Origin of the sequence: Chitinophaga vietnamensis, from assembly GCF_902167635.1 — a bacterium.
GTDB lineage: Bacteria > Bacteroidota > Bacteroidia > Chitinophagales > Chitinophagaceae > Chitinophaga > Chitinophaga vietnamensis.
In genome coordinates this window covers 762,626-780,992 of record NZ_CABHMS010000001.1, presented here as the reverse complement: position 1 = coordinate 780,992, position 18,367 = coordinate 762,626, and the positions used below count along the sequence as shown (strand labels likewise).

Annotated in this window: 15 protein-coding genes and 1 tRNA gene; 7 read left to right on the top strand and 9 right to left on the bottom strand. The window is 49.1% G+C overall.

Annotated features, from left to right (window positions below; all coding sequences use genetic code 11):
- Positions 1-32: 32 nt before the first annotated feature.
- The 4 genes from FPG75_RS03275 to FPG75_RS03260 all read right to left on the bottom strand — a co-directional run bounded on the left by FPG75_RS03275 (position 33) and on the right by FPG75_RS03260 (position 5,375).
- Positions 33-848: a rhomboid family protein gene (locus tag FPG75_RS03275; RefSeq protein WP_143305122.1), complete on the bottom strand. Its 816-nt coding sequence runs from the start codon at positions 846-848 to the stop codon at positions 33-35.
- Positions 849-1,102: 254 nt separating this feature from the next.
- The gene (locus tag FPG75_RS03270) at positions 1,103-2,299 is read right to left on the bottom strand and encodes a right-handed parallel beta-helix repeat-containing protein (protein ID WP_143305121.1); all 1,197 of its coding nucleotides are present in this window, start codon (positions 2,297-2,299) and stop codon (positions 1,103-1,105) included.
- Between the two features lie 18 nt (positions 2,300-2,317).
- Positions 2,318-4,867 carry a TonB-dependent receptor domain-containing protein gene (locus tag FPG75_RS03265; protein WP_161596648.1) on the bottom strand — a complete coding sequence of 850 codons (2,550 nt, stop codon included), beginning with the start codon at positions 4,865-4,867 and terminating at the stop codon, positions 2,318-2,320.
- A 268-nt stretch (positions 4,868-5,135) separates the two neighbouring features.
- On the bottom strand, positions 5,136-5,375 hold the full coding sequence (locus FPG75_RS03260) for a GlsB/YeaQ/YmgE family stress response membrane protein (protein WP_143305119.1): 240 nt from the start codon (positions 5,373-5,375) through the stop codon (positions 5,136-5,138).
- A gap of 306 nt (positions 5,376-5,681) precedes the next feature.
- Between FPG75_RS03260 and FPG75_RS03255 the strand changes: the two genes are divergently transcribed.
- Together FPG75_RS03255 and FPG75_RS03250 are read left to right on the top strand one after the other, a co-directional pair.
- Positions 5,682-5,755 (top strand) — tRNA-Asp (locus FPG75_RS03255).
- Positions 5,756-5,894: 139 nt separating this feature from the next.
- Complete coding sequence (locus tag FPG75_RS03250; protein WP_161596647.1) at positions 5,895-6,809, top strand: carbohydrate-binding protein; 915 nt, start codon at positions 5,895-5,897, stop codon at positions 6,807-6,809.
- 216 nt (positions 6,810-7,025) lie between these two features.
- On the opposite strand, the gene FPG75_RS03245 is transcribed toward FPG75_RS03250, so the two are convergent.
- Positions 7,026-9,827 (bottom strand): pre-peptidase C-terminal domain-containing protein, encoded by a 2,802-nt coding sequence (locus tag FPG75_RS03245; RefSeq protein ID WP_143305117.1) that lies wholly within the window; start codon positions 9,825-9,827, stop codon positions 7,026-7,028.
- A gap of 385 nt (positions 9,828-10,212) precedes the next feature.
- On the opposite strand from FPG75_RS03245, the gene FPG75_RS03240 reads away from it, so the two are divergent.
- From FPG75_RS03240 to FPG75_RS03225, 4 genes are all read left to right on the top strand, one after another.
- Positions 10,213-10,410, top strand: a complete 198-nt coding sequence (locus FPG75_RS03240) for a KTSC domain-containing protein (RefSeq protein ID WP_143305116.1) — start codon at positions 10,213-10,215, stop codon at positions 10,408-10,410.
- 343 nt (positions 10,411-10,753) lie between these two features.
- On the top strand, positions 10,754-11,704 hold the full coding sequence (locus FPG75_RS03235) for a Dyp-type peroxidase (protein WP_143305115.1): 951 nt from the start codon (positions 10,754-10,756) through the stop codon (positions 11,702-11,704).
- Between the two features lie 92 nt (positions 11,705-11,796).
- The gene (locus FPG75_RS03230; protein WP_143305114.1) at positions 11,797-12,687 is read left to right on the top strand and encodes a DnaJ C-terminal domain-containing protein; all 891 of its coding nucleotides are present in this window, start codon (positions 11,797-11,799) and stop codon (positions 12,685-12,687) included.
- A gap of 10 nt (positions 12,688-12,697) precedes the next feature.
- On the top strand, positions 12,698-12,988 hold the full coding sequence (locus FPG75_RS03225; protein ID WP_143305113.1) for a chaperone modulator CbpM: 291 nt from the start codon (positions 12,698-12,700) through the stop codon (positions 12,986-12,988).
- Between the two features lie 44 nt (positions 12,989-13,032).
- On the opposite strand, the gene FPG75_RS03220 is transcribed toward FPG75_RS03225, so the two are convergent.
- Positions 13,033-15,348 carry a pyocin knob domain-containing S74 family peptidase gene (locus tag FPG75_RS03220; protein WP_143305112.1) on the bottom strand — a complete coding sequence of 772 codons (2,316 nt, stop codon included), beginning with the start codon at positions 15,346-15,348 and terminating at the stop codon, positions 13,033-13,035.
- Positions 15,349-15,667: 319 nt separating this feature from the next.
- On the opposite strand from FPG75_RS03220, the gene FPG75_RS03215 reads away from it, so the two are divergent.
- Complete coding sequence (locus FPG75_RS03215) at positions 15,668-16,621, top strand: hypothetical protein (protein WP_143305111.1); 954 nt, start codon at positions 15,668-15,670, stop codon at positions 16,619-16,621.
- Between the two features lie 38 nt (positions 16,622-16,659).
- On the opposite strand, the gene FPG75_RS03210 is transcribed toward FPG75_RS03215, so the two are convergent.
- The 3 genes from FPG75_RS03210 to FPG75_RS03200 form a co-directional block, all read right to left on the bottom strand.
- Positions 16,660-16,881, bottom strand: coding sequence for a hypothetical protein (locus FPG75_RS03210; protein ID WP_143305110.1), 222 nt, complete (start codon positions 16,879-16,881; stop codon positions 16,660-16,662).
- Between the two features lie 81 nt (positions 16,882-16,962).
- Positions 16,963-17,532 (bottom strand): DUF6620 family protein, encoded by a 570-nt coding sequence (locus tag FPG75_RS03205; RefSeq protein ID WP_143305109.1) that lies wholly within the window; start codon positions 17,530-17,532, stop codon positions 16,963-16,965.
- Positions 17,533-17,543: 11 nt separating this feature from the next.
- Positions 17,544-18,365, bottom strand: coding sequence for a hypothetical protein (locus tag FPG75_RS03200; protein WP_143305108.1), 822 nt, complete (start codon positions 18,363-18,365; stop codon positions 17,544-17,546).
- Positions 18,366-18,367: the final 2 nt, after the last annotated feature.

Below are 18,367 nucleotides of genomic sequence, written 5' to 3'. Positions count from 1 at the left end.
AGTAGCGTGTTTGACATTAAATATAATGCGCATCAATTTATCTCCTGTGAATATTCGTCCAGTAAGTTGCGCTCTGCCTGGGTAAGACTGTTTATTCCTTTTTCGTGTATCTTTTCAAGGAGGGCGTCCACCTCTTTGCGGCGGCTGGTTCTGGCGGCATTATAGCGCTGGTCGATATTCATAAAAGCCTTTTGTGAGGAGTCTGTCAACAGGATATGCGGGTTGCGTATCAGCAGGCCGGCTACCACAAGCACCGGCAGCAATATAGCCGCAATCACAACAGGATGCTCCGGTAAAATATATGGCCTCATAGCTATCATCAGCAGCATACCGGTTACACCGCCCGACAGGTGCGCGTCGTGGCCGATATTATCACTACGCCGGAACATGCCCATAATAGTATACAGCACATAGCCGATACCAAATATCCAACCTGGAACCGGCAGTATCCAAAGGAACACCATCATATCCGGCTGATACGCGATAGCGGCGAAGATCACGCCGCATACTGCGCCACTGGCGCCCAAAGCGCGGTAATCACTTTGATAGCGATGTACAAAAAGCATGAAAAGGCTGCCGCCCAGCAAACTGCAAAAATAGATCAACAGAAAACCGGAAGACCCCACCGCCCCTTCCAGGGTATTACTGAACAGTAACAAGGAAAACATATTCATGACCAGGTGCCGCCAGTCGGCATGCAGGAAACCGGATGTGAGGAGGCGTTTGTAATCTCTCAGCACCAAAATCTTATCTATCTCAAAGATACATTGCTCATAAAAAGTGGGATTGCGAAATCCGATCCAGGAAAAAATAACGTTAACGATGATCAGGATAAGCGTGGTTGACATAGTGTACAGGGTTTGCGGCTGCAATATAGGAAATTGTATGAACGCGAAGGTTGTCTGGCTCAGGATTTAAGGTTGAAGTTACAGGATTTTTTATCAGGATTAATAAAGATTAAAAGATTGGCGGGAAGATATTCGCGGCGATAGCCCTTGAAGCGCTTTGAGCGCTTCAAGGGCTGGAACCTCGTTGATCTTCCGCCAATCTTTAATCTTAATCCTGATAAATCCTGATCTAAATCCGGCCAATCTCGCGTCAATCAATGCTGGTTCCCTTTGCCATCGCTTGTGAAGGCGCCGATATCGTTGTTGTAGGAGGCCTTGCCTTTGCCTATTGCAGGAGATCCTGATTGCAGGTGGAAGTTGTTGGGATTGTTGCGCAGAGAAGGGTTTGGCGGATTGCTGGTGTAGGTGATGAACATCGGGTTGTTGTTATTGGAGCCCGTGGAGATGATATCACCGGATTGAGGTTTGCCTACAGAGCCAACAGGATAGAAGCCTGCGCGCAGGGTGTCGACGGTAGCATAAAAGAAATTGTTACCGTAGGTTACCTTGGCGGTATCCGCATCCGGCGCGATATCCAGGCCTTGATAGTTGTTGACGATGAGGTTATTGAAGAACTCACCGCTGCCGAAAGCATCGCAGAGGATGCCTCTTCCTGGCTCGGCGGCGCCACGGCGGAAGCCATTGTCTACGCAAGTGTTGTTGTATACACGTACGTAGGTGGTAGGTATCTGCACGGTGGTAGAGGTTTCAATTTTGATAGCGCTGCCTGCGCCGCCCCAGATCACGTTGTAGGCGATATCGCCGGTGGCGCCGGTTTTGATGTTGATGGCTTCTCCGTCGGTGGTGCCTTGTGCATCGATGGTGTTACGCAGGATGCTGATTTTAGCGCCGTTCTGGCAACGTACGCCATCATCCTGGCCGCCCTGTATCCAGCAATCCCACACGTTCACCTGTATGGGCGCTGCCACGAAGAGCGTTTTACGTGGATTGCCGCTGGAATCCGGCCCGCCGGTCCATAGGAGTTTGGTCCATTTGAAGCTCACGTATTTGGCGCTATCAGCCTGGATGCCGCCCCAGTCGCCGGCTTGCTGCGTAGGCGTCGTAAAGGTGATCGGTTTATCTTTTGTACCTTCTGAAATGATCATCCCCTGCACATAGAAAGCAGAATTTTTGGTTACCCTGATGGTAACGCCGGGCTGTATGGTGAGGGTATCGGAAGCAAGTACGGTGATATTACCATTGATGGTGTAGGTGGAGTCGGATAACATAACTCCTTTTACAGCGCCACCGGCGAGCGTTGTAGCGGTGATCGCGTTGGCGGGCAATATCGCCGGCTGGTTCGTGATCACGGAATTGGATTTGGAGCAGGCGGCTAACAGCGAGACTGCTGCCAGTGCCGCGAGTGCCATCGCCCGGAAACTGGTGCGAGCAGCGAAAATGGGTTGTTGCATGAAATTCAGTTTTAAGTGTTAGTGATTATACCTGATACCTACACTATAGGTAGCTTGATACGCATATTTTGCTACCAGTAACGTTCGCTGCGCTTCCACGGTGGTGGCGGTGTTGAGCAGATTGTTGAACTTTCCGAATATGGTTAGATGGCGACGTACATCCTTTTCCATGGAGAACGCGAGTGTTGACATAGGACGCTGATAATAATCCGATGCGTAATAAATAGACACTTCCGCCAATGTGCGACCGATGAAGCCATAGGCCAGCTGCGCAAACAGGCCATGTTTGGTATCGCGGTACAACAGGGAGAGGTTCACGATGTGATCCGATTGTCCTTGCAGTGGCCGTGTTTCATTCACATGAAAGCTGTCGATCTGCGGCAGGCCGGCATCGTGATTGGCCTGGTAATACAATTGTTTGGGCGTGGTGATAGCAGAATGGGTATAGGTATAATTACCGGTCACGCCTATACGTCCCCAGTAGCGGGTGAAGGCCAGTTCAAAGCCATAGTTGTGGGCCGTGCCATAATTCTGTGGGGTATAGTAGATCTGTCCGCCGCTGATGCCGGCATCCAGCAGTCCCAGTTCTATCGGGTCCTGGATGCGTTTGTAGAATACGCCGGCAAAGAGCTGTTCTTCTCCATGCGGATACCATTCATAGCGCAGGTCGAAATTATCTGCGATGGCATGTTTCAGGTAGGGGTTCCCGCGCTCGTCGAAGTCGAGGCCACGGATGGTGTAAGGCACCAGCTCGAAGTAATTAGGGCGGGAGATCGATTTATAATAAGACAGCCGCAGGTTTTGTAAAGGGGCCAGACGATACTTCAGGTTCACACTTGGCAGGAGGTCGTAATACTTGATGGTGGCGGATGTAACGGCCGTGATGCTTTGTTTGGCGGTGGTGAAATCTTGTAAAGTATTTTCCCAACGCAGGCCGCCGGCGATGTCCAGCCGCTCCCATTGCAGTTTTGCTTGTATGTAAGCGGCGGTCACTTTCTCATCTGCGGTGTAGGCATTAGGATCATAGGCGCCGGAGCCAGCGCTGTTGAATACGGACCATTGTGCGCTATAGATATCTGTGAAAGGTGGCTTACCACTGGTGGCGCCGCCATTGCTGTTAACAGTAGGCGGCCTGAGATCGTAGAGGTCCTGGGTATTGTACCTCGATTTGGAGCGGTACAAACCGCCGGCTTTCAATTCCAGGGGATGCGCGCCCAAGGCGGTGCGCCAGGCGAGGTTGATCATCCCCGTATAGTCGTGATCGTTATTCTTCTGCCAGATGTGTTCTATGCCATCGAAGTAACGGTCCGTAACGGTATAGTCGGGCCTTACGAGCAGGTCGGTGGTGAGGGTGGCCCTGTCTGGCGCGCGCTTGCCGGCGGCAGACCAGATACCGGCCCAATCGAGCAGTAATGCAGGCGTGAGCAGATGTCGGCCGGATACTTTCAGGTTCTCGATATATTCTTTCTGTGTGAGAGAACGATCGTTAAAAAATACCTGCCCGGTGCCGGGGCCATGGCGGCCGGTTCCATCCAGGGTGGTATCGTTGCTGAGGCGCGCCTGCGCGAGGTAAGAGTAGAGGAACAGGTTATCCACACCAATATGATGACGTTCATTGAACCGGTAATCGATATGCGTGATCAGGCCATTGTTCAGCTGCTGCGTACTACCTTGCCTGTTAGACACATCTATGGCGTGCAGCTTGTTGGAGATGGTCTGGTTTTCCGGTGAGATGCCATTGAACTGGCTGTTATCTCCATAATACTGTTGCTGTATATTATCTGCGATGATAATACCCAGTTTATCCTTCAGAAAACGTTGCGTATAGGTAAACCCGAAAACGCCTGTGGGCAGTGGTGTTTGCGGCTTGAAGTCGAGGTTGGAACGGGAAAAATCATCCGGTTGCGCTTTATATCCCGGTGGATTGCGTTGCAGAGGGCTGAGCGGGCGTATTTCATTTTTTCCGAACCCGATGTAGCGGCGGTCGAAGAACAGCTGGCTGTAACCCAGTGCTGCCGTGGCTTTGAAGGTAAGGGAGTCCGGCGCATCTTTCATGATCATATTCACGGTGCCGCCGATGGCATCGCCTTCCATTTCAGGCAGTAGTGATTTGCTGATCTCGATGCTGCTCAGCAGATCAGACGGGATGATGTTTAAAGGCACGAACCTCGATTTCTCATCCGGGCTGGCGATCTTCACGCCATTTACCAGCGTGTTGTTGTAACGCGGTTCCATACCGCGGATGATGGAATACGCTTCATCGCCGCCGCCGGAGCGTTGCACGGTAATGCCGCTCATGCGTTGCAAAACGTTGGCGGCATTGATATCCGGCGAACGTTCCATGGCGCGGGAAGAGATGATGTTGGTGACATTGTCCGCATGTCGTTCGCGGGCTCTGGAGCCGGGTTCTTCTTCCCTGCTGAGTGTACCGAATACGGATACCTGATGTAACTGCTTTACTTTTGAGATGGTGTCTCTGACCTGCGTACGATGTTGGTTGACACTGGTCTGGCTATAGGTTTTCTGAAAAAGTAACATGCACAGTACAAAAGAAATGAATCGGATCATTTGTTTGTACATAATTTGAATTTGATGCGAATTTATACGCGATCATTTCAAATATTTATGCGTGTGAAACCATTTAATTATTTCATAACTATCCGGTAACGGTTTATTAATATTTTCTACAGATTCTCTACAGAATCTATTTATCCGCTATCCTCTGAAATGCTTTACAGCAAAGGATATACAGCTAATCAGCGTGCTGCTGCAAGTATAAAAAAAAGCGCTCCGCATACGGAGCGCTTTTTTAAAATTTTCTGCTCTGACATTGCTGTCACCCGCGTTTGATAAGGCGGATAAGCCAGATAAGGATTACAGAGCCGATCAGGGCAACTATCAATGATCCTAAGAGGCTGCTGCCCATATGGATACCGAGTTTGCCGAAGAGCCAACCGCCGAACCAGCCGCCAATCACACCGACAACAATATCTATTATTACCCCGAAACCTTCACCACGCATGAGTTTACCGGCCAGCCATCCTGCTACGCCGCCGATTATGATAGTCCAGATCATAAAAGATGATTTTAGTGACAGTATCAATATACTGCATAATTTTCATGTTATTTGTTATCAGTTGTTAACACACCTATTAAAAATTGCTTAAAATCATATTATGTGACCGGATCCGCGGTTTTACAGGGCTGTATTACTATTACGGGCATACGAAAAGTTAGCTCCGCATTGGAGGCCGGTAAAACTGGTGGCATTACAATTTTTCCCGGGGGAGAAGAAAAAAATTTGGAGGTTTGAAATAATTGTGCCTATATTTGCAACCCCAATCAGGGGATAGAAAACGGCTCAAAAGGCCGCCAGTATTGAGGATCAGTAGTTCAGTTGGTTAGAATGCCGCCCTGTCACGGCGGAGGTCGCGGGTTCGAGTCCCGTCTGGTCCGCGAGGAAATGAGTAAACCCGCTCTGAGAGCGGGTTTTTTATTTTTATCGATTGCGGCAGATAAGCACTGCATTTTTTTATACTTTTGCCACCGTCATATATTCCGTCATTTAAATATTCCTATCTCCAAAAATCAATTTATGAAATCAAAAATTTTGTTGGCCGCCGCTGCAAGCGTAATGCTATTCTCCTGCAAGAAAAATGATCCCGAACCTAATTACAAAATCTCGTCTTACGTATCTGCTGTGAGCAGAAAGACAACCAATTCTGTAGACCTTTTTGCCAAAAGCACCACCAACACCTTGCTGCACAAACACTGGACCAGCAACGATGGATGGAGCAAGTGGGAAAATCTTGGTGGCAATATCCAATCGGCGCCCTCAGCTTCTTCCAGAAGCACCAATACCATCAGCGTGTTTGCACAGGGGCCCAATAACCATTTGCTGCAACTCAACTGGGTGGACGGACAAGGCTGGTCTACATGGACAGACCTCGGTGGTTATATTACAGATGTACCCACTTCTGCGTCCATCTCTGCAAATGACATCGCTGTTTTTGCAAGAGATACCAACAATCACCTGATAGAGCTTAACTGGACAGCATCTGGAGGATGGGGTAGATGGATAGACCATGGTGGTTTCATCACATCTGCTCCCAGTGTTTCTGCCAGAACAGCTACGACTATCAACGTATTTGCAAAAGGCAATCATGATCAACTGGTGCAGCTTTACTGGGTTTCCGGCTACTGGTATCCCTGGGCAGAACTGGGAGGGCAGATCTCTTCCGCACCGGCAGCTACTGGCAGAACAGAAAACAATCATGAGATTTTTGCCAAAGGCACCAGCAATCAACTGATGGTGAAAGCATGGGTAAATGGTCAGGACTGGCTGGAATGGAAAGACCTGCAAGGCAATATTGCTTCTGCACCTACCGCCTGCGAAGTTTCACGGGACCTGCTGAAGGTATTTGCATTGAATTCAAACAATGAACTGATGGAACTGGACTGGACCTCTGCCAATGGTTGGGGCACGTGGACAAATCTCGGTCCGCAATAATTGAATGATAATATAAAAAAAATGCCCATGGAGAAATTCCATGGGCATTTTTTTATACCTATCGCTTCCTCTTCAATTTTTTCATCTTCCAAATACCTGATCAATACGGTCGGATGATCCGTTTGGAAGCCCTGCAAACCCTTCTCACATCTTTATTATCACAAAAAAACAAGAAAACGCCTTCAGACCAAGGCCTGAAGGCGTTTTGCATGAATCTTACCGTTGTAATATAAATTTGCTGGAATGTGATCTGTCGACAGAAAGGATATAAGTACCATCTTTTAATGCAGACGGCAATAATATTTCCAGTCGGTTAAAACCGTTTACAATACGGTGTTGCTTGTAGTAAACTATTTTTCCGTTGATGTCGGTGATGATCACCGGTTGTTGTTTGTTGAATGGGCTGCTCAGTTCCACATATACGATATCTCTTGCCGGCACGGGATACAACCTGATATCCGTGGCGCCAATAAATTTCCCGCTCTTGTCTGCAGCTGGCGCCTCTTTCGGCGTGCTGCTGATGTTGGCCGTGAGTTGGTAACACCGGGTATTGCTGAACGCGCTGTTGTAACCATATACCTGCACGTAATAAGTGCCCACTGCACCATTGTTGTACACAATTCTTTCATTAGCGGTACCTGAATTTTGTGAGATGCCCAGTTGTGTGCCGCTCGCATTGTAAAGCACCACATCATAATCTGCCGGGAGATTGGTCAGCAAGATTTCAATATGCGGCTGACTGGCCGTATTGGTAAACTTGTACCAGTCTTTATCGGTTGCAGTAGAGATCTGCGCTGAAATAGCCGTATTCACAGGAATAGCGGCAGCTGTGGCGCGGGTATCGTTCGGTTCATATGCTTCTGTGCAGGCAGTAACCGGTGTTGCCGTTACATTGAGCAGGTAGCATTTGGTGTTGCTGAAAGCGCCGTTATAACCGTATACTTTCAGGTAATAGGTACCGGCAGCGCTGGCGCCGTAGGTGATAGATTCCGGTGTGGTGCCACCGTTCTGAGAAATGCCCAGTTGCGTGCCGGAAGCGGAAAGCAGCTGCAGATCATAATCTGCCGGCAGGCTGTCGAGGCGTATCACGAGATCATTGGTACCAGTAGTGGTGAACTTGTAGTAATCCACGTCCGTAGCTGTGGCGATCTGCGCACGTATATACGTTCCCGTTGCAATAGCGGCGGCAGTGGCTTGCGTATCGTTAGGTTCCAGCTGATCTGTACAAGCGCCCAGCACCGTTGCAGCAGCATTGAGGCGGTAGCAGATAGAATCAGCATGCGCGCCATTAAAGCCATACACCTGGAGGTAGTAGGTGCCGGCAGCGGCAGTATAGGTGATCGCTTCTGCGGTGGTGCCGGTATTTTGTGAGATGGCCAGCTGTGTACCACTGGCAGAAAGCAGTCTCAGGTCGAAGTTCGCCAGCAGGTTATCCAGCACGATATTGAGCCGGCTCGAATCTGTGAGCTGTATTTTGAAATAATCTGTATCTGTGGCGGTAGCGATCGTAGCACGTATATCCGTTCCCGTAGTGATGCTGGCCGCGGTGGCGAGTGTGTTATTGGGCTCGTATACATCCGTGCAAACAGGTGGCCGTGTGGTATCTCCGCAAGGATAGTTGGTGCCGCTCAGTTCCAGCACGCCGGTGTTATCGGGATCCAGCCAGGGTTTCAGCTGATGCAGGGCATCCGTACCATTGGATGTCCAGCTGCGGGCCATCTGGCCGTAGTAATCATATTTGCTGGTGTTGGCAACCGTACAACCGGAAGGTCCGCCGGAGAGCTGTCCTACGATCTCGCCGAGATTATTGAACAGTGGAGAACCTGATGAGCCGCCCTCAGTAATACCCCAGTTGGTTTGAGTTTGTACCCAGTTGGCCTGCCAGTGGGTATACGGCGCGGTACCGCCACCGCCATAGTTAGCTGCGGTGAGCGGCGCTGAATAAGTAGAGATTTTTTTGATATCGCCGGCAGGATGATGGATGCCTACACCACTTGGACTGGCCGCTGCGCCTGCATTCCAGCCGGAGTAATAAACATTGTAGGAAGAAGGCACTGCCTGGGTAAATTCCAGCAGCTGGAAATCGGATCCTTCTACGTTGCCGGCATCGCCGGCACGGGCGCGTTGCACACAACCGGTGATGGTGTTACTGGCCGGCTCACTAGCCGGGTTGCTGCAATTGGGCGATTCGTAGTTGAAATAGAAAATCCACTGGTTAAAGTCGGATGCGCTGGCATTGGACCCGCAATGGTTGGCTGTCAGGAAGTAGGGCTTGCAATCCTTACGGGCATTGTTGACCAGTGCGCCGGAACAGAGGTAGGCGCTGGAACCCAGCTTCAGCAAGATCTTTGCAACTGCCCGTTTCTGATTCTGCCAGTTGGCGCCTTCCGGACAATTCACGTTCACGTTGCAGGTACCGGAAGCGCCCACGCTTTTATCTGTCAGCGTAGTTTTTGATTCCGGTATCTTGTTACTGTAAATATTATTTACGCCGCTGATCGTGAAATGGCCTTTTCCGCTTACGGCCTTCGGTTCGTAGTATTCAAGTATGCAGGTGCTGCCTTTGAGTATTTCGGTGGCAAACACGCCTGTTTCCTGGTTGTTGGCGCTGGTGTAGCCGCCAATCAGCTGCGTATGATCACCGTTGTAAACATAGAGCGTAGCGCCTTCCGGCAGAAGAAAATCCTGATAGTAGAGCGAGGTGGCAACAGCGCCTTGCACATCTATCTGCAGTCGCCAGAGGCGGCCGCCATCGGGCAGGTTGGTCCAGGTACCTGAATTATCAAGGGAATAGGATACAGGCACGATAATGCCTATACGAAGTGGCAATCCCTGTTTCAGATTTTGCTCATCTTCCAGTTGCAATTTTTGTGCAGGTACTGCCGCAATGGTTTTAACATGAATATCGCGGGCCAGGGTAGCGGAATAGCTGTAGGGCCTGCCACCTTTGCTCACCTGTGCATGGAGCGCAGGTGCGGTTAACAATAGGGCCAATAAAATAAATAGTGCTCTTTTCATAAGGTCATTTTTGGGTGTAGAAATTGTCGGGTTAAAAAGACATAGTTATTGTTTGCGGCACATGTGCCGGCAATCATGGAGAATAAAGTACAGACAAATAACACCTTGCTGCTGCGGGTTACCAACGCGGGTGCTGATCAATGCTTATGTGTTGGAAATTTGCTCATACGCCGGCACAATGGCCCGGCCACAGAATATCCCGGTTCGACAGTAAAGAAATTCGGCGTGTATAGTTTTTTACATAAGAGATGATTTTGTCTTTTTTAAAGGTAGATGAAGACACTGCAATAGTACAACAGACAAGCATCTCCTTAATTCATCGCATCCGGCCGGCCCTGGTTGCTTATAACCTGTATCCGGGTATGATAATTGAGCCGTAGGAAATATGCCTTCGTCTGTAGTAGCACATATGCAGTATGACAGCAATACCCGGACGCTGCGAATCATTTTTGTATCAGGAATGGTATATGATTACAAGAATGTGCCGGAAGCCGTATACCTGGCGATGAAGCAAGCTGGCTCCAAGGGTACTTATCTCAACAAATATATCAAAGGACATTATTCATTTAAAAAAATCCGTTAAGCGGGTTGGGCATTTTTTTTATCGCTGTATTGGTAGGTTCATCCGGGGGAGGATCGGTAGTTTACAGTAAAGAGTTACCTGGTTTAGATAGCTTCACAGCAGAGGAGTTTTTTCTCATAACAGCAATTAAGTTGATCAACTCCGACTTATATTTTAAGCCGGATTGCCGAGGTCGCAGTTGATCCTTACTTGCTTTCAAATCCTCGATATTGCTATAGCGGGTGAGCTTTTTCATATCATACACAAATATACGAGCTTATTGCAAACAAAATTACCTGCCAGATCAGGTAAATAGTTCAGTAAAAATTTTTTATCCTTACATTACACCCGCAATCGATCCAACATGGCCATCACAACACTTCCGGAATCACAAAACGTAACCGACTACCCGAATAATAACACCATATTTTCTGTATGGCAATTTGAAGACGGCGCCAACATCAGGTCGGCTTTTGAACAGCTTTGCGCGCTGGTGGAGAACCTCAATCATTCACTGGCAATACGCGTACCCGATGGCAGGTGCAGCTGTGTGATGGGCGTAGGCCATGATGCCTGGATCAAACTGGGATTGCCCACTCCTTTACCAAAGGAATTGAAAAACTTCGAGCCCATTGCCGGCGCCAAACACACGGCGGTGGCTACTCCCGGCGATCTGCATTTCCACCTGAGGGCTACCGATATGGCCATCTGCTTTGATATGGCTACGGCCATCGCTGGCATACTAGGCCCTGTGGCTACCTGTTTGCTGGAGATACACGGGTTCCGTTACTGGGATGGCCGCTCTATCCTCGGCTTTGTGGATGGAACAGAAAATCCCCTTGGCCTGGAACGGCAACGTTTTGCCGTAGTGGGAGATGAAGATCCCGCCTACAAAGGCGGCAGCTATCTCTTCGTACAGCAATATCTTCACGATATGAAAGGCTGGGGGGCCTTATCCACAGCGGAACAGGAGAAAGTGATCGGCCGTTATAAAATGAGTGATATTGAGATGCCCGACGATGTGAAGCCCAACAATTCGCACAGCGCACTCGCAGGCATCTCGGATGATGAGGGCAATGACCTGAAGATCATACGCGATAATATGCCTTTCGGACATCCATCCAAAGGCGAGTTCGGCACCTACTTTATCTCCTATGCCAACACCTTCAGCACCACACGAAAAATGCTGGAATGTATGTACATAGGCGTACCGCCCGGTAACCACGACAGAATACTGGATTTCAGCACACCACACACCGGCGCCCTGTTCTTCGTTCCCACGATCAGCATGCTGCAGGCATATTCGGCGAAATAAAGAATGGCGCCGGCAATCCTTGAACAAATTATCCCGAAAACCAGCTACCCTGGCGGGTTTCTTGTTTTGATAAAATCTGCGTATTTTAGGGAATGGACTATATTGACTACTATCAGACCCTGGGCGTCAATAAAAATGCGACGGCGGAAGAAATAAAAAAAGCCTACCGGAAACTGGCGCGCAAACACCATCCGGACCTGAATCCCAACGATCCCGAAGCAAAGAAGCTGTTTCAGCAGATCAACGAAGCCAATGAAGTATTGAGCGACCCGGAGAAAAGAAAAAAATACGACCAATACGGGAAAGACTGGAAACATGCCGAGCAATTTGAAGAAGCACGCCGGCAACAGCAAGCCTCCGGCCATGCCGGTGGCGGCGAACAGTACACTTACCACTTCGATGACGATGAAGGCGGCTTCTCCGACTTCTTCAGCTCTATGTTCGGCCATCGCGGCGGCGGCCGGCAAACGCGCTTCAAAGGTCAGGACTATCACGCCACCCTGCAACTGTCGCTCACAGACGCCTATAAAACACATCAGCAAACATTTACCATCAACGGTAAAAACATCCGCATAACTGTACCCGCAGGCATCGCGAACGGACAGGAAATAAAACTGACCGGCCACGCCGCCCCCGGCGTAAATGGCGGCCCCAACGGCGATCTCTTCATCACCTTCGATATACAGAACAATACTTCGTTTACCCGTGAGGGTGATGACCTCTACACCGAAGTACCGCTCGACCTCTACAAAGCCATCCTCGGCGGAGAAGAAATCATCGACACGCTGGGCGGAAAACTGAAATTGAAAATAGCGCCTGAAACACAGAACGGCACCAAAGTACGCCTGAAAGGAAAAGGATTCCCCGTGTATAAAAAGGAAGGCAGCTTCGGCGACCTCTACATCACCTATCAAATACAACTACCAACCAAACTAAGCGAAAGAGAAAAAGAATTATTTGAACAGCTGGCAAAAGAACGCTAAAAACAAAGACATGGAAAACATTGAAAAAATATCCGTCACACAATGTTGTGTATACTACCAGATCGAAGCCTCCTTCATCCAGGAGCTGGATGAACACGGCCTCATAGCGATCCTCCGTTCAGAAGAAGAAAATTATATCGCCTATGAAGAGCTGACAAACCTGGAAAAATATATGCACCTTCATTATGATCTTGATATCAATATGGAAGGAATGGAAGCGATCAAACACCTGCTTGGCCGGGTACAGGAACTACAGGGCGAAGTACGGAAACTCCGGAAACAATTGGGAATAGCGCAATAACAACGGCTGCATAAGCAGGGCTCATGCAGCCATTGCAACGATTATTATTTTCTCTCATATCGATCCACCTGCTGTTGCAGCGCCTGCACTTTATTTTGCAAGGCGTCTACTTTCTCGCTCATCTCCTGCAATGCCTTCACCAGCAATGCCACGGTATTCGCCTGATCTACGCCCTTCCGCTCCGGCGAAGCCATTTCATCCGGCACTTCATCTGCAATAAAACCGATGTGCGTAATATTGGTACTATCTGCTTTATACCTGAATGTTTGCACCCTCGCGGTATTCAGGATAGATAAGGCCGATTTATTGAAGAGATGAATATCTCTTTTCAGGCTGCGTTGCGATGCCTGATAAAAGGCTGTGGCGCTTACCTGCCCGGTTACAAACAGGTTGCCGCTGCCATCTGTTCTCAGGCGCCAGCCATTAGCCCCCGCATTAACAAGGCCAATGTTACCGTTTGCATCTCCATAAAATCCTCCCCTGTTCGTACCATCCCCTGTTTGAATTTCCAGCCAGGAAGCAGTAGCGCCGGCAACGCCTCTCAATGCCCAGCTGCCATTGGCATTTTTGTAGAGGTAACTGCCATCCAATGTATAAAGCCCGGTGTTGTTGCCTGTTCTGAACCAGTTGTCGGTGATGATATAACCATTGGCATCTGTTTTCAACGCGATGTTAGCGCCGGAAGTAGCAAACGTAACATTGCCACTGTGCCAGAACTCCCGCCACGGGTACCAGGCGCCGGAATTTTGACTCCTGAAAAAGATGTGGTCATTATCAGCTGTCATACCTTGTGCAATCTGCATCCCGTAAAGGTTTCCATCGCCGCCGCCGTTGCGGTGACGTGTGTTGATGATATTCCACCACACACCATTATTGATAGGCCCGTTGACCGATCCGGCAATAGAACCGATAAAGGTTCTGTCGGTAAGGCTATTCCAGTCGATGCCGCCTTCCTTTACACCTGCCCTGGCAAAGCCCTGTTCGGAGATATTGCCCAGATTATCGGCATTATTCACACTGAAGTTTGCAGGATTATACACATACATATCACTGGCGCTGTTACCGCCCCATAACCAGGCGGGCTGGCCATTCTGGCCCGACCAATGGAAACGCATATACGAATTATCATTCGCTATGCTGCCTGTTTGATCGGAATAACCACTCCATATTTTGCTCCAGCTGCCCCAGGCGCCGTTTTCCAGGTATCTTACAGACAGATAGGGATTGCCACCTAAGGGTGTTCTGGGTATGGCCAGCTGCATGGCAAAGCCATTGCCGGCGCCCGTGGCGCCGCTGTAATCACTGCCCAGCGAGAGTTTCATGTGATAGTATTGTTGTGCGCCCGGCACCGCAGGACCATTAGCAGTGCCGTGTACAAAGGTGCCTCCCCATCTGTTCACGGCGTTGAAATCATTGTAGTCTCCATAGTTTTTTTGTTGGCCCCAATTGCCTTCGGTATTGGCAGAGAGATCAGCAGGATTGAAATTTCCGGTATGCCAGATAGTCTTCCAATCTGTCCAGGTTTTGCTGTCTGTTTTATTACGCCAGCGTAACAGGCCGTCGTAATTGGCTTCCAGCTGGAAGGTGCCCAAACTGCCGCCTGTGGAGAAGTTCAGCACACCGGAAGAATAACCTGTATAACTAACAGGATAAATACCATTTGCACCACCAAGGTTATCCAGATCATTACCCCTTATCACATTCCTGTATTTGAGAAATTCATTATCGTTGGCAGAAGACCAGAGCTGGCCATCGATACCACCTCCGCTTCGCACACGCAGGTTAGCGCCAGCACCGGGATAGTACAACGCCACGCCGTCAACGCCGGGTATCTGAAAACCATACGAGGGCGCCGAAGCGCCGCGTGCCTCGAAGTTGCCACGGGCGTAAAGATTCGGGTCGAGCACATTGTCTTTCGCCACACTGATCAACCTGTTGGTATTACTACCTCTGTCTGTAACGCTTTGCAAGGTTTCGGCAGACAGCGGCGCATATAACGTATATACGTTACCGTTAATCCGGTATTGGATATTATCGCCCGCGCGGTAGATGGTATCTACATATACTTTTGAAAGTCCCTGGATATTAAGCGTATCCTGGCCTGCTATGGCAATGCTGTTGCTGCCAATCCGTTCCAGTTTCAGGCGCCTGAACTCTGTGCGGCCTTTGCCTTTGTTGTACAGGAAGCCGATGGTGTTTTGCGTACGGTTTTCCAGGATCAGTTCAGCAGTATCGCATACATTATAGATGCGCACACTATCGGCACGTATCTGATACACTTTTTGCGCATCGCTGAACTTCACGGCTAACAAAAAGATCATGAATATTGAAAATGCTTTCATGATATAGGGTCGGGTCATAAACTATTTCTTTATAAATTATCAAGTATTAAAAGAACAAGGTGTTATTATCATGATACTACGTACTGTCCGGGCACAGTATCTTTCCATGAAAGTCAATGCTGTTACGCTTTTGGAAGGGTTCAACATTTTACACATGCTAGGTACAGGTATTGCAATATAGTATCTGTATAAATAAAAAAGATTTTTACTGACAGACAGCTATTAAAATTTATCTTGTGCAGATCTATTGCAATGCACTCTCTTATATTAGCGCTACGAAATCTGTCGACAGTAATCTTGTTTTGTTATCCAATTCCTCACCCACAACCCTTTTTGTATGAAGAATCCTCTTTTATTATCCGGCATTTTACTGCTGAGCACTGTAAGTTTTTTTTCCTGTCAGAAAGAGCAGGCTAACACTACTGCTACTACCAACACGCCCAATGTTTCATCGCACAGCGATGAAGTGCTGACCCCTGGCGGCTGGCGGCCAAAATCAAAAGTTTTTCACATCGAAAGCGGCTATCACCTGAGCGGCGAAGGCGGCAGGCTGCGCAAGATCAACAACATGACCGGCAAAGCGGAACAGGATTTTGGTACCCTGGAAAACAAACCTGGTAATGGCCCCGACTATCCCGCCAATGTCAACGTTCCTAACGGCCGTGTGCTGCCGCTCGGTTCCGGATGGATCACTTACACTTACTGGAACAATACCACTTCTACCCCCATCTCTTACTTCAACACCAACTGGACCGTGCCGCCCGCTCCTGCTACCGTTTCCGGCCAGGTGCTCTTCCTGTTCAATGGTTTGCAGAACTCCTCTTATATCCTGCAACCCGTGTTACAATGGGGCGTTTCCGCTGCTGGTGGCGGCGACTACTGGGCGATCGCCAACTGGTACGTGGACGGACAAAGCGGCACTGCCTTGTTCAGCGACCTGGTTCCGGTAAGCCCAGGTACTAACCTGCAAGGTGTGATGACACTCACCGGCTCTTCCGGTTCCAGCTATAGTTACACCTCTGCCTTCGTAGGCTATCCGGCCATTACGCTCACGGTAAGTAACATCAACAAATTATACTGGGCAGCTGAATCATTGGAAACATATGGCGTTACACAGTGTTCAGATTATCCTAACACCAGCAAAACAAGATTGAGCAACATTGAGATAAAAAGAGGTGGCGTAAACGCGCCACTGTCGTGGACGGTAGCCAATGCCGTTACTGATTGCGGACAGCATTCCGTAGTGGTAAGTAATGGTTCGCCTTCCGGCATCGTAGATATTTACTATTGAAAAAAAAGCCCTCCGTTGTAATGCGGAGGGCTTTCTTACTAACGTACGCCAGAAGCGGTAGTAGGCCAGTGCGTATCCACCGTGGTGCAGTCATTGGCAAATATGCCGGTAGTGGGCCAGTGCGTGTCCACGGTAGTGTTACCGGTACCGTCGGAGGCGTTGAAACCCGGCGCTGTCACATTTCTTGCGGCGCTCAGGTTGGCTACAATAATTTTGTTGAGCGACAATCTCTGCTTTTGATTGATCTGTTTCTTTTTCATCGATCAGTAGATTTATAGGTGATAAAGAAACGGAAGTTATCTACAAGCAGGGCTTAAATAATAGTATAAACACGACATCATTTAAAATTCGATATCATCTGCCACATTACCACCTTGCGCCTGCGCAAACTGTTGCTGGTATTTGGCTCTGTAAGCGTCCTGGCGTTGCATGTAGCCGGGAGCGTCGCGCTGTAGTTCCTGCTGGATCTGGTCATTCCAGATAGAAGCTGCTACCTGGAAATCGCCTAAAGGAATACCGTATTTGTCAACGATCCATTGCGCGCCATCGTGGCCATATTCATAGGCTACCTGCCTGGCTACTTCCAGCTCTTCGTAAAAGCTCCTGTCGGATTTGATCTTTTCAATATTGGCGGTATTAGCGCCGGCAAGAGGAGCGGCCTGCACACCGCTGAATTTAGGGTGTTGATCTGCCTGTCCGAAATATTGACCAAAGAGTGTTACGATCTGAAAGGAGGAATCCTGTTTCATGCGTTCAGGCCACAGGAGGTTAGCTTCCTGCCACACGGGCAATTCCACGCCAAGTGCTTTTGCTACTGCGTCTTCGCTCATACCGCTGCCCAGTTTGGCGCAGGCGGCGCTGTAATCTTCCAATGTAATGCCGTGAATGGGTTCTAATAATGGATTTGACATACTATCTATATTTAGGAATGATAAATCTTGTGATCGTGTAACAGGCGCTGATAGAATTTCTCATTTTCTTCTTTCATATCCGGCACTATCTTGTTCCATTCGTCGAACATCGCGCGGAGATATTGCTGGTACATTTCATTACTGCCCGACTGCTCATAGGCCTTTTTCAAATGCGCGGTGCGCTGCTCCGCCAGGCTGCGCGCGTGGTGCAATACCATGCGCGCGCCGGTTGAAGGCAGGAAAGTATTCTGCGAATGACAGAACGGACAACTAACATACGTAGCGATGAAAAACATTTGCGGCAGAGTGATATTTCCGCCACACTGCACGCAGCTGAATTTATCACGGATGCGATCAAAGGCCTGTAACTCCTGCTGGTATTCGGCTTCCAGGTCCTGCTCTCCTGCGGCTTCTTTGAGCAGGTTGATGGCATGATGGAGCTTTTCATCAAAAATAAAATGCCGGTTCAGGCAAGCCATGCGAAAGGCATGCAGCTTGTTGCGGTATTCCGTTCCTGCGGAAGAGGTGATGGAAGGCAAGGTAGCTTCTGTGGAATAAACGAAAGCATGGATATTATTTTCCAGGGCATCATCCACTTTCTGCCGCATCTGGTTGACCTGCCCGATCAATCCGGAGAGCATATTAGCGTGCGCACGTTTATAGGGATCTTCATCTTTGAGGAAGATATCGCGCAGTTCCGGTACAGCGGCGGCGGTCATCTCATCCATACGCGCCTCTATCTTATCGAGGAAGGTAAACCAGCGCTCCTGCTGCGTTTTGAGCGCTTCGAGCAATTCGGGATTGTTATATTTCTTCTTGAAAAGGTCGAACATCG

What these genes read in the sequence shown, in the direction of transcription:
- FPG75_RS03275 (WP_143305122.1), bottom strand. Translation starts at nt 848, where the DNA reads ATGTCAACCACGCTTATCCTGATCATCGTTAACGTTATTTTTTCCTGG.
- FPG75_RS03270 (WP_143305121.1), bottom strand. Translation starts at nt 2,299, where the DNA reads ATGCAACAACCCATTTTCGCTGCTCGCACCAGTTTCCGGGCGATGGCA.
- FPG75_RS03265 (WP_161596648.1), bottom strand. Translation starts at nt 4,867, where the DNA reads ATGATCCGATTCATTTCTTTTGTACTGTGCATGTTACTTTTTCAGAAA.
- FPG75_RS03260 (WP_143305119.1), bottom strand. Translation starts at nt 5,375, where the DNA reads ATGATCTGGACTATCATAATCGGCGGCGTAGCAGGATGGCTGGCCGGT.
- FPG75_RS03250 (WP_161596647.1), top strand. Translation starts at nt 5,895, where the DNA reads ATGAAATCAAAAATTTTGTTGGCCGCCGCTGCAAGCGTAATGCTATTC.
- FPG75_RS03245 (WP_143305117.1), bottom strand. Translation starts at nt 9,827, where the DNA reads ATGAAAAGAGCACTATTTATTTTATTGGCCCTATTGTTAACCGCACCT.
- FPG75_RS03240 (WP_143305116.1), top strand. Translation starts at nt 10,213, where the DNA reads ATGCCTTCGTCTGTAGTAGCACATATGCAGTATGACAGCAATACCCGG.
- FPG75_RS03235 (WP_143305115.1), top strand. Translation starts at nt 10,754, where the DNA reads ATGGCCATCACAACACTTCCGGAATCACAAAACGTAACCGACTACCCG.
- FPG75_RS03230 (WP_143305114.1), top strand. Translation starts at nt 11,797, where the DNA reads ATGGACTATATTGACTACTATCAGACCCTGGGCGTCAATAAAAATGCG.
- FPG75_RS03225 (WP_143305113.1), top strand. Translation starts at nt 12,698, where the DNA reads ATGGAAAACATTGAAAAAATATCCGTCACACAATGTTGTGTATACTAC.
- FPG75_RS03220 (WP_143305112.1), bottom strand. Translation starts at nt 15,348, where the DNA reads ATGACCCGACCCTATATCATGAAAGCATTTTCAATATTCATGATCTTT.
- FPG75_RS03215 (WP_143305111.1), top strand. Translation starts at nt 15,668, where the DNA reads ATGAAGAATCCTCTTTTATTATCCGGCATTTTACTGCTGAGCACTGTA.
- FPG75_RS03210 (WP_143305110.1), bottom strand. Translation starts at nt 16,881, where the DNA reads ATGAAAAAGAAACAGATCAATCAAAAGCAGAGATTGTCGCTCAACAAA.
- FPG75_RS03205 (WP_143305109.1), bottom strand. Translation starts at nt 17,532, where the DNA reads ATGTCAAATCCATTATTAGAACCCATTCACGGCATTACATTGGAAGAT.
- FPG75_RS03200 (WP_143305108.1), bottom strand. Translation starts at nt 18,365, where the DNA reads ATGTTCGACCTTTTCAAGAAGAAATATAACAATCCCGAATTGCTCGAA.